The sequence below is a fragment of the Curvibacter sp. GW821-FHT01G03 genome, assembly GCF_059422285.1.
Genome location: NZ_JBWKWP010000035.1, coordinates 25,118 through 37,298, shown reverse-complemented (window position 1 = coordinate 37,298; position 12,181 = coordinate 25,118). Strand labels below are relative to the sequence as shown.

The 12,181-nt window shown below is 64.9% G+C and carries 13 protein-coding genes; 10 read left to right on the top strand and 3 right to left on the bottom strand.

Features of this window, described 5'->3' with window-relative positions:
• A partial coding sequence (locus AC07VS_RS28460; RefSeq protein WP_494752650.1) for an electron transfer flavoprotein subunit alpha/FixB family protein occupies nucleotides 1–706 on the top strand: 706 nt, incomplete at its 5' end.
• 18 nt (nucleotides 707–724) lie between these two features.
• Here the strand turns inward: AC07VS_RS28460 and AC07VS_RS28455 are convergent.
• Nucleotides 725–2,479, bottom strand: a complete 1,755-nt coding sequence (locus AC07VS_RS28455; protein ID WP_494752649.1) for a methyl-accepting chemotaxis protein — start codon at nucleotides 2,477–2,479, stop codon at nucleotides 725–727.
• Nucleotides 2,480–2,855: 376 nt separating this feature from the next.
• On the opposite strand from AC07VS_RS28455, the gene AC07VS_RS28450 reads away from it, so the two are divergent.
• Nucleotides 2,856–3,284: a DoxX family protein gene (locus tag AC07VS_RS28450; protein ID WP_494752648.1), complete on the top strand. Its 429-nt coding sequence runs from the start codon at nucleotides 2,856–2,858 to the stop codon at nucleotides 3,282–3,284.
• Between the two features lie 16 nt (nucleotides 3,285–3,300).
• Here the strand turns inward: AC07VS_RS28450 and AC07VS_RS28445 are convergent, their stop codons facing one another.
• Nucleotides 3,301–3,930, bottom strand: coding sequence for a DJ-1/PfpI family protein (locus tag AC07VS_RS28445; protein WP_494752647.1), 630 nt, complete (start codon nucleotides 3,928–3,930; stop codon nucleotides 3,301–3,303).
• A 99-nt stretch (nucleotides 3,931–4,029) separates the two neighbouring features.
• Here AC07VS_RS28445 and AC07VS_RS28440 point away from each other — a divergent pair, with 99 nt between their 5' ends.
• From AC07VS_RS28440 to AC07VS_RS28410, 7 genes are all read left to right on the top strand, one after another.
• The gene (locus tag AC07VS_RS28440) at nucleotides 4,030–4,245 is read left to right on the top strand and encodes a HEAT repeat domain-containing protein (RefSeq protein ID WP_492346149.1); all 216 of its coding nucleotides are present in this window, start codon (nucleotides 4,030–4,032) and stop codon (nucleotides 4,243–4,245) included.
• Nucleotides 4,242–4,520, top strand: a complete 279-nt coding sequence (locus tag AC07VS_RS28435) for a hypothetical protein (protein WP_492346148.1) — start codon at nucleotides 4,242–4,244, stop codon at nucleotides 4,518–4,520. Before AC07VS_RS28440 ends, AC07VS_RS28435 begins: the two co-directional genes overlap by 4 nt.
• Before the next feature lie 419 nt (nucleotides 4,521–4,939).
• Entirely contained in the window at nucleotides 4,940–5,575 is a 636-nt protein-coding gene (locus tag AC07VS_RS28430) for a LysE family translocator (protein WP_494658337.1), read from the top strand.
• A 176-nt stretch (nucleotides 5,576–5,751) separates the two neighbouring features.
• Nucleotides 5,752–6,198: a nickel-responsive transcriptional regulator NikR gene (gene nikR / locus AC07VS_RS28425; RefSeq protein ID WP_492346146.1), complete on the top strand. Its 447-nt coding sequence runs from the start codon at nucleotides 5,752–5,754 to the stop codon at nucleotides 6,196–6,198.
• 156 nt (nucleotides 6,199–6,354) lie between these two features.
• Complete coding sequence (locus AC07VS_RS28420; RefSeq protein ID WP_494752646.1) at nucleotides 6,355–7,179, top strand: HoxN/HupN/NixA family nickel/cobalt transporter; 825 nt, start codon at nucleotides 6,355–6,357, stop codon at nucleotides 7,177–7,179.
• Between the two features lie 142 nt (nucleotides 7,180–7,321).
• On the top strand, nucleotides 7,322–9,358 hold the full coding sequence (locus tag AC07VS_RS28415) for a TonB-dependent receptor (protein ID WP_494752645.1): 2,037 nt from the start codon (nucleotides 7,322–7,324) through the stop codon (nucleotides 9,356–9,358).
• A gap of 131 nt (nucleotides 9,359–9,489) precedes the next feature.
• Nucleotides 9,490–9,897: a GFA family protein gene (locus tag AC07VS_RS28410; RefSeq protein WP_494752644.1), complete on the top strand. Its 408-nt coding sequence runs from the start codon at nucleotides 9,490–9,492 to the stop codon at nucleotides 9,895–9,897.
• A 114-nt stretch (nucleotides 9,898–10,011) separates the two neighbouring features.
• Here the strand turns inward: AC07VS_RS28410 and AC07VS_RS28405 are convergent, their stop codons facing one another.
• On the bottom strand, nucleotides 10,012–11,472 hold the full coding sequence (locus AC07VS_RS28405; RefSeq protein WP_494752643.1) for an efflux transporter outer membrane subunit: 1,461 nt from the start codon (nucleotides 11,470–11,472) through the stop codon (nucleotides 10,012–10,014).
• Nucleotides 11,473–11,560: 88 nt separating this feature from the next.
• Here AC07VS_RS28405 and AC07VS_RS28400 point away from each other — a divergent pair, with 88 nt between their 5' ends.
• The gene (locus AC07VS_RS28400; RefSeq protein WP_494752642.1) at nucleotides 11,561–12,178 is read left to right on the top strand and encodes a TetR/AcrR family transcriptional regulator; all 618 of its coding nucleotides are present in this window, start codon (nucleotides 11,561–11,563) and stop codon (nucleotides 12,176–12,178) included.
• Nucleotides 12,179–12,181: the final 3 nt, after the last annotated feature.

Below are 12,181 nucleotides of genomic sequence, written 5' to 3'. Positions count from 1 at the left end.
GGTGCTGGCCATGGCAGCCAACTACAGCCACATCGTGTTCCCTGCCACCGCCGGTGGCAAGAACGCGGCCCCGCGCGTGGCGGCCAAGCTCGATGTGGCGCAGATCAGCGAAATCAGCAAGGTCATCAGCGCCGACACCTTCGAGCGCCCGATCTACGCGGGCAACGCCATCGCCACCGTGCAAAGCGCCGACGCCACCAAGGTCATCACCGTGCGCACCACGGGCTTTGACGCGGCGGCGGCCACGGGCGGCAGCGCCGCGGTGGAAACCATCGCAGCCCAGGCCGACAGCGGCAAGAGCGCCTTCGTGGGCAGCGAGATCGCCAAGAGCGACCGCCCCGAGCTGACGGCGGCCAAGATCATCGTGTCGGGTGGCCGTGCCTTGGGCAGCAGCGAGAAGTTCAACGAAGTGCTGACCCCGCTGGCCGACAAGCTGGGCGCGGCGCTGGGTGCCAGCCGCGCCGCGGTGGACGCGGGCTACGCGCCCAACGACTGGCAGGTGGGCCAGACGGGCAAGATCGTGGCGCCGAGCCTGTACGTGGCCTGCGGCATCAGTGGCGCGATCCAGCACCTGGCGGGGATGAAGGACAGCAAGGTGATCGTGGCGATCAACAAGGACCCGGAGGCACCGATCTTCAGCGTGGCCGACTATGGCCTGGAGGCTGATCTGTTTGCGGCCGTGCCAGAGTTGATCGCGGCGCTATGAAGACCTGCGCCGCGTGACTCAGAAGCTCTCCCAGCTGTCGTCTGCTGGCGCGGGGCGGCTGCTTGAAGCCTTGGGGGCGATGGCCAAGACCTCGGGCTTGACAACGCCCTGGCCCTTGGCCGAACTGGCCATCTGTTTCACAGCGGGGCGCTGACCCAGGGCTTGTGGGGCTGACGAGGTCACCCGCGCCCGTGGTGGGGCAGCCGGGCGCGCTGGTGCGGCGCCACTGCCGGCCGCCAGCTTGAACACCGCCACGGCCTGCACCAGGTCGTTGGCCTGGCCGCGCAGGCTGTCGGCAGCGGCCGACATCTCTTCCACCAACGCGGCATTTTGCTGCGTGGTCTGATCCATCTGGGTGACGGCCTCGCCGATCTGGTTCACCCCCTGTGCCTGTTCGGCGCTGCCGGCGGAGATCTCAGCCATGATGTCGCTCACGCGCTGGATGCTGTTGACCACCTCGCTCATGGTGGCGCCGGCCCGATCGACCAGGGCCGAGCCCGATTCCACGCGCTCGACGCTGTCCTGGATCAGGCGCCGGATCTCTTTCGAGGCCTCGGCGCTGCGCCCGGCCAAGGTGCGCACCTCACCGGCCACCACGGCAAAGCCGCGGCCTTGCTCGCCGGCCCGAGCGGCTTCCACCGCGGCATTCAGGGCCAGGATGTTGGTCTGGAAGGCAATGCCATCGATCACGCCGATGATGTCGGCAATCTTGCGCGAGCTGTCGTTGATGCCCTTCATGGTGTCCACCACCTCGGCCACCACGGCCCCGCCCTGGCCGGCCACGCCGGCTGCAGCCTGGGCCAACTGATTGGCCTGGCGCGCGTTCTCGGCGTTGTGGGTCACGGTGGAGCCCAGCTCCTCCATTGAGGCGGCGGTCTCTTCGAGGGCGCTGGCCTGCTCTTCGGTGCGACCCGACAGGTCGCGGTTGCCCGAGGCGATCTGGGCGCTGGCGGCAGCCACGGCTTCACTGCCCTGGCGCACCGTGCTCACGACCCCCACCAGGCTGATCTGCATGCGCTGCACGGCCGCCATGATGCTGTCGGTGTCGCCAGGCCGCAGCTTGACGTGCAGGCTCAGGTCCCCGTCGGCCACCCGCGCCACGGCGTGCGACACCTCGTCGGGTTCGGCCCCCAAGGCCCGGGTGATGCTGCGCGCAATCGACCAGGCCAGCCCGATGCCCAGAACGATGGCAAGGCCCATGATGCTCAAAACCCAGGTTTCGCCGGAGGCCACTGCGGCTGTGGCGTCGGCGCCTGCGGCCTGTGACAGCTCACGCTGGACGGCCACCGAGTCGTCCAGGGCCTTGAAGATCATGTCCTGGCGGGGGGCCACCTTGGTCAGCAGGATCTCGGTGGCGGCCTTGGCGTCTTCAGGCTTGCCGGTCAGGCCCAGCTTGATGGCGGCATCGATGTCGGCGTCGTAGGTTTCGCGGTTGTTCTGGATGATCTTCAGCAGTTCGATGCTCTTGGACATCACCAGGCTCTTGTCGAGCTGGGCCAGCAACTCCAGGCTGCGTGCCCGCAAGGGCAGGATTTTGTCGGCCTGCGCCTGCGCCTCTTTCACATCCTCAATCAGCGCCACGGTACGGGTGATGCGGGCGATTGACTGCAGGTGGTCTTTCAGCTCGGTCATCTGGGTCAGCTTGACCATTCGGTTTTGGATCAAGGTGTCCAGCTGCGAGGTCAGCAATGAGAACTTGCTCAAGGCCAGCGCCCCCACCAGAACCAGGCTGACCAGCAGCATGCCAAAGCCCAGCGCCAGTCGTGTGGCCACTCTGATTTGGTTGAATTGAACGAAGCCCATGGTGCCGTCCTCCTTTATATGCGTTTTTGTAACTAATCCGGACATTAGATAATATTTGTCTGACAACTTGGCTCAAAGGCCATGGGTGAGAAGGGGCATTGCATTGACGTTCTGAATTGCAATGGAACGATGCGAAGCGCAGGCCGCCAATCCGCATCTGGGGCGGTGTTTCATTGACTCTGTATCGGAGACAAATCGTTGGCTGAAACATGGTTTATCTCTGGATGAGTAGCCAATAAAGTTCAGCCCTGTCGCAGGTGCAAACCCCCATCAGGGGGCCCCCGGCGGCAGGCTGCTGAAGGCCACGTGCCCAGCCATTGATGCCAACCTTTTCAGGAGAATCACCATGTCCCGCACCACCGTTGATCAAACCCCGCTTCACAACGCCCTCAACCTGGCTGGCCGTGTGTTGTTTGCCGTGCTGTTCCTGCCGGCCGGCATCGGCAAGCTCACCGGCTTTGCTGGCACCGTGGGGTACATCAGCTCAGCAGGCCTGCCCCTGCCCAGCGTGGGCGCAGCGATGGCGCTGACGGTCGAGATCCTGGGCAGCCTGGCCTTGCTGGCCGGCTGGCATACCCGCTGGGCTGCCCTGGTGCTGGGCCTGTTCACTTTGGCCGCAAGCTTCTTTTTCCATCCGTTCTGGAGCGTGGCGCCCGAGCAGGCCTACGTGACCCAGCTGCTGTTCTTCAAGAACATCGCGGTGGTGGGTGGGCTGCTGGTGCTGGCCGCCCAGGGAGCCGGCGGCTGGAGCCTGGACGCCCGCAGCCGTCACTGAGCCTGTCACCAGGCCATCAGGCCACGGGGCGCAGATAGGCCGGTCCCCGGGCCTGCAGTTCGGCACTGCCGTAACGCACGCTGGCCGGGTAATACTCTGCGGCCAACTGCACCTGACCGGCTACCTCGTCGCCCGCCGTGCTCGCGATGAAGGCCAGCATCAGGTCGATCCCGGCCGACACCCCTGAGGAAGTCCAAACCGTGCCGTCCTGCACCCAGCGCTCCTCCAGCACGGTGACATCGCCCAGGGCCCGCAGGCGGTCCAGCGAAGCCCAGTGGGTGGTGGCCTTTTTGCCCGACAACAGGCCAGCAGCATGCAGCACGAACGAGCCGGTGCAGACCGACAGCATGGCCCGGGTGTTGCGGGCCTGCGCTGCCACAAATTCGAGCAGCACCGGGTTGTTCACCTCACGGCGCGTGCCCTGGCCACCGGGCACCAGCAAGTAGTCGAGCGGTGGGCACTCGGCAAAAGACACCTGTGGGTTGATCGACAGGCCCTTGGCGCAGCGCACCGGTCCGGCGTTCTGCGCCACGATCAGGCCCCGTGCGGGGCCTTCGGCCACCTTGCTCCACATGGTGAGCATCTCCCAAGGGCCGACAAAGTCGAGCTCTTCCACGTCGTCGAAAACCAGAATGCCAAAGTTCATCTTGAAGCCTTTCTCTCCGGCGCTGATCCGGAATGCCCGTTTTATGACAATTTAAGTCTCATGTGGCTATGATGTATCAAAAAATATCAGGGGGAATTCATGGCCACTCCACAGGAAGCGGTGCAACTGTTGATTTCGATACTCGAGTCTTTGAGCTCGGGCGCTGCCATGAAAGCAGCGGCGGCAGAAGGACTGGGCTACGCAGGCGGCTTTGACGCGCGAGCCGCGTTGATCAGAGTTTTGACCAGCCCAAACCGGGGATTGGAGGTCAGGGCCGCTGCGGCCAAAGCGCTTGGTCATGCCGCACGCGAATGAGCAGCCTCCTCACACTTTCTATCCACCAGGAGGCACCGGGCCGGTTTCTGGCCAGGCTCACGAAGGGGGATGTCGAGGTCGCTGAGCCGACCCACCACGACAGCGTCGAGTCGGCGATCTTTGACCACGCTGGCGCTCCTGCATGGGAGGGCATCACGGGTTGTCATGTTTGGTATGGCGGCGTCTATGCCGGCACCATCCCGATCGAGCACATGGAGCCCAGGGCCAGCGAACTGGGCGATTTTCTGTCTGCGCTGTCCCAGGCACTCAATTGATTCATTGCAGAGTGGGCTTGGAAGCAGAGCAGGTGGGTGTTGCGGTGCCCGTTGGGCTTTGTTTCGCCTGCCGGCGCTGAATGTGCCGGGCGATCGCGATGACGAGGCGGACCGCGGCGGACATGCCAGCCCTGCCCGATGCCGACTTCTCCCTGCAAACCCTGGACAAAGCTGTGGACAAGCCGTGCCCACAGCCTGCAAAGAAGTGCTAAGCCGTTGATTTTAAAAGGCTTGCTTTGGATTGCTTAAAAATTGGGCAGTATGGGCCAGCTCAAACCAGATGACCTGAAGCTGGCAATGCCACCAGCTCCGTGGCCCGTGTCAGGGAAAGCGCCTTGCCTCTAATGTCTAACCCGCCGTTCGGCGTAGTCCCACATGCCGGGCCAGTCTGCTTTAATCGGCGTTCGACTGGATCTGCCATGCCCTACGCCTCATCCCTTCTGCTGCTGGCCGCCGTTTACCTGGCCGTGTTGGCCAGCCCAGGCCCAAATTTTTTCATCCTCAGCCAACTGTCGCTGGATGGCCGGCAGCGCGATGCGCGCTGGACCGTGATGGGCTTGGTCACTGGGTCGGTGGTCTGGGTGATGCTGTCGATGGCGGGCCTGTCGGCCTTGTTGGGCAGCCACCCGTTGGTCGCCAGCGCAGTGCGCCTGCTGGGGGCTGTCTACTTGATCTGGTATGGGGCCGCGCTCCTCAGGTCTGCCTGGCCCGTGTCCGGTCGCCCGCAGCGCCGCAACCTGGGGTCTCCTGCGGCCACGCCCTCGGCCGGGGCGGCCTACCGGGTGGGGCTGATGACGGGGCTCACCAACCCCAAGAGTGCCGTGTTCTGGACCAGCGCCTTCGCTACCCTGTTGCCCCCTGCAGCGCCCGCCTGGTTCCAGGTGCTGGTGGTGTTGATGGTCATGCTGCTGTCGCTGGGCTGGCACCTGGGCATCACCCTGGTGTTCGGCCTGCCCGCGTTGCGACAGCGTTACCTGCGCCTGGAGCGCACCATCAATGGCATGGCGGGCGGTGCACTGGTGCTGCTGGGGGTGCAGCGCGTGGTGGGGCGGTGAGTGGTGGGGTGGTGTGTGCCAGGGAAATGGCGCCATGCCGGGCCCAAGCGTCAACCCACTCTAAACTGTGGGCGGTCTCGTCTTTCAGTTTTGACGAGGGCCCAGAGCGTGTCGACGATTTTTGGTGGGCCCATGCGAGATCCTCAGCCCGTTCTCGAGTTTTCACAGGAGCCCCCATGAAGCGCTTGACCATGTCCTTGGACGATGACCTCGCCGATGCGTTTGACGCCATCGTCAGCGAAAGGGGCTACGAAAACCGGTCCGAGGCCTTTCGCGATCTGCTCAGGGCTGATCTGGGCAAAGCATTGCAGCAGGACAACCCTGACGGGTTGTGCGTGGCCACGCTCAGCTATGTGTACAACCACCACCAGCGCCAGTTGGCGATGCGGCTGACCGACCTTCAGCATGAGCACCACGAGATCACCATCTCGACCACCCATGCCCACCTGGACCACGATCATTGCGTGGAGGTGGTGATCCTGCGCGGCAAGACCCGGCTGGTGCAGGACTTCGCCAAATCCATCACCACCCAGGCCGGCGTGAGCCACGGTGCGCTGCACATCGTTCCACTGGCGGTGCACCACGCCCACGGGCACGACCACCTGCTGCCGATCGTGGGGTAACGCACCTTACTGGTGCATTGTTGGTGGCGCCGCGCCCTTTGCCGGGCACCGGGCTTGTTTTGAAGGCCGTTTGCCTGCTTTGCAGCTGGCACGAATTTTGTATGATTATTTACAAATTCATCATACAAACTCGTCCATCCAAGCCAGGCAGCTGCCATGCATGACCTACCCACCGACTGGGGCGCCTTGTGCGCGCTCATCTTTTTGCTTGGCATGCGCCACGGCTTTGATGCCGATCACCTGGCCGCCATCGACGGCCTGACCCGGCTGAACCAGCGGCGTTGCCTGGGTTTGGCGCGCTATTGCGGGGCCTTGTTTTCTGCGGGCCACGGGGCCATCGTGCTGGGCATTGCGGTCGTGGTGGGCTCGGTGACCGAGCGGTGGACGCCACCGGCCTGGCTGGATGCCCTGGGGGCCTGGGTCTCGATCACCTTTTTGCTGGCCATCGGTGGGATCAACCTGCATGCGGTGCTGACGGCCGCGCCGGGCAAGACCGTGCCTCTGGTGTCATTGAAGGGACGCTTTCTGGGGCGCCTGGCGCAGGCCCGCAGCCCTTGGGGCGTGGCGGCGGTCGGGGCTTTGTTTGCCTTGTCGTTCGACACGGTCACGCAATCGGTGATGTTCGCCGCCACCGGTGCCCAGTTTGGGGGGGTGATCCCGTCCGTGACGCTGGGCTTGCTGTTCGTGCTGGGCATGCTGGTCACCGATGGTCTGAACGGCTGGTGGATTGCCCGATTGATTGCCCGCGCCGATGAGATCGCGGCCCTGGCCTCGCGGATCATGGGGGTGGCCGTGGCGGGTGTCAGCCTGATTGTGGCGGCGCTGGGCATCAGCCGGCTGGCGTCCCCTGCTTTCGAGGCTTGGAGCAACGGCAAGGAGCTGGTTTTTGGCGCCGTTCTGGTGCTCAGCCTGGCTGCCAGTTACCTGCTGGCCCGGGGCCTGGCCACGCGCCGCGCTCCGGCCCCGCACCGGGCACCTTGATCGCCATGGCGCTTGGGCGGGTCGATACCAGGTTTCTGGTGAAAGTGCGGGCATGAATCGGCTTGCGGGGCGGGCGGGCCTTCATCGCGGGACGATGTGCCTTGTGCTGGCGCTGGCCTGCTCGAGGGCCTACGCGCAGTTGGTGCCTGCATTCGCCACCCCCACACCGCCCGATCCCCAACTCCCGAGCCTGGCCCCGGTCACCATCACGGGCCAGCACTACGACAACTCGGTGGGCAGCAGCGATGCGGCCTCGCAAGGCGTGATCCGGGCCGAGTTGCTGGCCAGCCGGCCCGCGCTGCGCCCTGGCGAGGTGCTGGAGTTCGTGCCCGGGCTGATCGTCACCCAGCACTCGGGCGACGGCAAGGCCAACCAGTACTTTCTGCGCGGCTTCAACCTGGACCACGGCACCGATTTCGCCACCAGTGTGGATGGCGTGCCGGTGAACATGCCCACGCATGCGCACGGCCAGGGCTATTCGGACCTGAACTTTCTCATCCCCGAACTGGTGGAGCGCATCGAGTATCGCAAGGGCCCGTACTTTGCCACGCATGGTGACTTTGCCGCCGCCGGCGCGGCCGACATCGCCTACAAGACACGGCTGGATGCCCCCTTTGCCCAGGTCTCGGTCGGGCAGAATGGCTACCGTCGCGGCGTGGCGGCCGATACCCGCCAACTGCGTGACGACGTGACGCTGTTGGGTGCGGTGGAGTGGATGGGCAACAACGGCCCCTGGACCGTGCCCGAGGGCCTGCATCGCCAGAACGCCGTGCTGCGCCTGAGCCAGGGCACGCGTGAGCGTGGCAGCACGCTGAGCCTGACGGCCTACGAGGCCCGCTGGAACTCCACCGACCAGGTGCCCCAACGCCTCATCGACGCCGGCAGCTACAACGGCCGTACCTTTGGCCGCTACGACTCGGTGGACCCCACCGACGGAGGCAGCACCTCACGCTACAGCCTGTCTGGCGAATGGCATGACCGAGACCGCGCTGGCGAGACCCGGGTCTCGGCCTACGCGATGAAATACGCGCTCAAGCTGTTCTCGAACTTCACCTATGCCATGGACCGGCCCGCCACCGGCGACCAGTTCTCGCAGCAGGACGATCGCAACGTGTACGGCGGCAAGGCCTCCAGGGCCTGGAACCAGACGCTGGCCGGCCTTGATGCACGCACCGAAGTCGGTGTGCAGTTGCGCAACGACCGCATCCATGTGGGCCTGTACGACACACAGGCGCGCCAGATCCTGTCCACCACCCGGCTCGATGAGGTGCGCGAGACTGTGCTGGGCGTGTATGGCCAGAGCACCGTGCAGCTGACCCCCTGGCTGCGCAGCGTGCTGGGCCTGCGCGGCGACACCGCGCGCTTTGCGGTGAACAGCCTGAGCAACCCGGCCAACTCGGGCAGCGCCCGGGCCAGTTTGCTGTCGCCCAAGCTCAGCCTGGTGGCTGGCCCCTGGGCGCAGACCGAGTTCTTTTTCAACACGGGCAAGGGCTTTCACAGCAACGATGCCCGGGGCACCACGGCCAAGGTGGACCCCAAGACCGGCGACACGGTCGATGCGGTACCGGGTCTGGTGGCCGCTCGTGGTTGGGAGTTGGGTGTGCGCACCGAGGCCATCGCCAACCTGCAAAGTTCGGTGGCGTTCTGGCAATTGAATTCAGACTCCGAGCTGGTCTATGCCGGCGACTCGGGCACCACCGAGGCCAGCGGCGCGAGCCGCCGCCACGGCGTTGAGTTCAACAATCGGTGGACACCCCATCAACACTTTCTGCTGGACGCAGACATCGCACTCACCCATGCCCGATTGATCAACGGCGACCGCATTCCGAACGCGGTCGACTCCGTGGCCTCGATCGCCGCCACCCTCAAGGACATCGGCCGCTGGTCGGCCAGTCTGCAATGGCGTTACCTGGGCAGCGGCGCCTTGGTCGAGGACAACTCGGTGCGCTCCAACGCTGCGTCAACGTTCAACCTGCGCGTGAGCCGCGATCTGCTGGACCTGTCGCGTCGCCCGTCCAGCTTGACGGTGGATGTCTTCAATCTGTTCAACCGCAAGGTGGACGACATCCAGTATGACTACGCCTCGCAACTGGCTGGCGAGGCCACGGCGGTCAACGGCAAGGTGGTGCATCCGGGCGAGCCACGCTCTGTGCGGGTCACGTACCGGGTGGCGTTCTGAGCGGGCTCTGCCATTGCTTCCATCGGCCCTGATCACGCCCCAGGCCCTGAACGCGCTGTGGATCAGGGGGCTGATGCAAGAGCGCTCACAATGCCATCCGGGGCGGCGGTCGTCCTGTCAGGAGGGTTCCGATGAGAGTTGAAGGCCAATGTCATTGCGGCGCCATTGCGTATGAGGCCGAGGTTCAGGTGGGCAGCATCACGGTCTGCCATTGCAACGATTGCCAGATCCACTCAGGCTCTGCCTTCCGGGCCAACATCGCAGCACCGGCCGACCAATTTCGCCTGCTAAAAGGGACGCCAAATACCTACATCAAGACGGCCGCCAGCGGCAGCCGGCGGGTGCTGGCCTTCTGCGGCCATTGCGGCACACCGGTCTACGCTTGTGCGGAAGAGGCGCCGACGGTTTACTCCCTTCGCATCGGTACGCTCAAGCAACGGCATGAACTGGGTTCGCCCAAACGGCAGATCTGGACACAGCGGCGCCTGCCGTGGGTGGCGCTGGATGATCAGGTGCAGGGTTTTCAGGGGCAGCCTTGAAGGCCGGGTTGCGCGTGGGCTTCGCGGCAACCCCTGCGCCTTGACAGCGTTGGCCCTCCGCCCTGCCACAGGATTGACGGTGCCGTGCTGAGGTACCCCGCCAGCACGGGCTTGTCACGTGCCAGCCTGTGCTGCCAGGGGCGATGCCTCCCAGCCACCCCCCAAAGCCTTGTAGGTGGCCACTGCCGAGCGGGCCAGTTCAAGCTGGGCCTGTACGCGCGCATCGGTGGCTTGCAGCAGCGTCTCGTCAGCGTGCAAGACGTCGATCATGCTGGCGACCCCTTTTTGATACGCCGCAAGCGATGCGGCCCGAGCCCGGCTCAGTGAATCAACGCCCGCCGTCAGCATGGCAACCTGCTCCTGGCGCCGAGCGTAGGCTGAGATCGAGTTCTCCACATCCTCGGTGGCCTTGAGGGCCGCCAGACGGTAGGCGGCCAGCAACTCGGCCTCCTGGCCTCGGGCTTGCTCGATCTGCGCATTGATCCGACCAAAGTCGAAGAGGCGCCAGCGCAGACCCAACACACCGCTGGCTTGTGCAGCGCCGCCCGAAAACAGCTGGCCGCTTGAGACGGAGGTCGCATTGCCCAGCAGGCCGCTGAGCGAGACCTTGGGGTAGTACTCCGAGATGGCGGCCCCGATGCGCGCATTGGCGGCTGCCAAACGTCGCTCGGCCACGATCAGGTCTGGCCGCTGCCGCAACAGATCGCCCGGTGATCCTGTCGCGATCCCTGTGGGTGCGGCTGGAATCTCGCCGGGTGCCGCGAGTTCGGATCGATGCGTACCGGGCGGTGTTCCAAGGATGACATCCATCGCGTTCATCGCCGTGTCCAGGGAAGACTCCAAAACAAGGGGCGCAGCTTTGGTTTGCGCAAGCGCACCCTCTGCCTGTTGCTGCTGAAGCTCGGGCGCGAGTCCTTTGCTGCTCAGCAAGCGGACCTTCGACAGCAGATCTTCCTGCGTCCGGACTTGCTGTCGAGCGACATTCAAACGGGCCTGCAGGCCTCGAATCGTGATGTAGATGTCGGCTGTCTGTGCCGCCACGGCCAGTCGTGTGGCGACGGCCCCTGCTTGCGATGACTGAAGCTCGGCGGCGGCAGCTTCTTGGCCTCGGCCTAGGCTGCCGAACAGGTCAAGCTCCCAGCTTCCGCCCAGATTCACCTCGTAAGCACGGCCATTGCGGTCGAAGCCCGGCACAGAATTCAGGACCTGACCCAGCGGGGTTTGGGTGGACTGGTAGGCCCGGGCTGCTTGGCCAGACACTGCCCCAGAGGGGCGCAGGGCGGCGTCCGCCGCGCCCAGGCCGGCGCGTGCCTGGCTGACCCGCGCCGCAGCCTGAGCCAGATCCAGGTTCTGGTCCAAGGCCAGCGCCACCCATCGCGTCAGCTGGGGATCACCAAACGCAGACCACCAGGTCGCGAGGTCAGCCCGTGCATGGTCGTGGGCTTGATCGCGAGGGGCTTGGCCCTGGAACTGCGCCGGCAGGGCCAGGGTGGGTCGCACATAGTCCGGGCCCACGGCACAGCCGGCGGACAGACTGGCCACGACGATGGCGGCAAGGGTACTTTTGGGCAGCATATAGTTTCTTCCGATGAGATCTATTTGTGACCATAATACCAAATGGTCACTCGTTGTCCAGTGTTTCAGACTGACGTAAGCTGTGCCCATGACCAAAGCAAGTTCTTCCACCGCCACCCCCCGTGGCCCCGTCGACCATGAGGTGCGCAGCCAGATCGTGGCCGCGGCCACGGAACATTTCAGCCGCTACGGCTACGAGAAGACCACCGTCTCCGATCTCGCCAAGGCCATCGGCTTTTCCAAGGCGTACATCTACAAGTTCTTCGAGTCCAAGCAGGCCATTGGCGAGATGATCTGCGCCAACTGCCTGGGTGACATCGAGTCCGAGGTCCGGGCTGCGGTGGCGCAGGCCGAGCACCCGCCCGAGAAGCTGCGGCGCATGTTCAAGGCCATTGTCGAGGCCAGCCTGCGGCTGTTCTTCCAGGACCGGAAGCTCTACGAAATCGCGGCGTCTGCCGCGACAGAGCGCTGGCAGACCACGATCGCGTACGAGGCGCATATCCAGGCCTTGTTGCTGGAGGTTTTGCAAGAGGGGCGCCTGGCCGGCGATTTCGAGCGCAAGACGCCGCTGGACGAAGCCGTTGGGGCGATCCTGCTGGTGATGCGCCCCTACCTCAATCCTTTGATCCTGCAGCACAGCCTGGACTATGCCGAAGAGGCGCCGGGCCAACTCTCAAGCCTGGTGCTTCGCAGCCTTTCGCCCTGAGCG

What these genes read in the sequence shown, in the direction of transcription:
- AC07VS_RS28445 (WP_494752647.1), bottom strand. Translation starts at nt 3,930, where the DNA reads ATGAACTTTGGCATTCTGGTTTTCGACGACGTGGAAGAGCTCGACTTT.
- AC07VS_RS28405 (WP_494752643.1), bottom strand. Translation starts at nt 11,472, where the DNA reads ATGCTGCCCAAAAGTACCCTTGCCGCCATCGTCGTGGCCAGTCTGTCC.
- AC07VS_RS28435 (WP_492346148.1), top strand. Translation starts at nt 4,242, where the DNA reads ATGAGCAGCCTCCTCACACTTTCTATCCACCAGGAGGCACCGGGCCGG.
- AC07VS_RS28450 (WP_494752648.1), top strand. Translation starts at nt 2,856, where the DNA reads ATGTCCCGCACCACCGTTGATCAAACCCCGCTTCACAACGCCCTCAAC.
- AC07VS_RS28410 (WP_494752644.1), top strand. Translation starts at nt 9,490, where the DNA reads ATGAGAGTTGAAGGCCAATGTCATTGCGGCGCCATTGCGTATGAGGCC.
- AC07VS_RS28430 (WP_494658337.1), top strand. Translation starts at nt 4,940, where the DNA reads ATGCCCTACGCCTCATCCCTTCTGCTGCTGGCCGCCGTTTACCTGGCC.
- AC07VS_RS28440 (WP_492346149.1), top strand. Translation starts at nt 4,030, where the DNA reads ATGGCCACTCCACAGGAAGCGGTGCAACTGTTGATTTCGATACTCGAG.
- AC07VS_RS28400 (WP_494752642.1), top strand. Translation starts at nt 11,561, where the DNA reads ATGACCAAAGCAAGTTCTTCCACCGCCACCCCCCGTGGCCCCGTCGAC.
- AC07VS_RS28420 (WP_494752646.1), top strand. Translation starts at nt 6,355, where the DNA reads ATGCATGACCTACCCACCGACTGGGGCGCCTTGTGCGCGCTCATCTTT.
- nikR (WP_492346146.1), top strand. Translation starts at nt 5,752, where the DNA reads ATGAAGCGCTTGACCATGTCCTTGGACGATGACCTCGCCGATGCGTTT.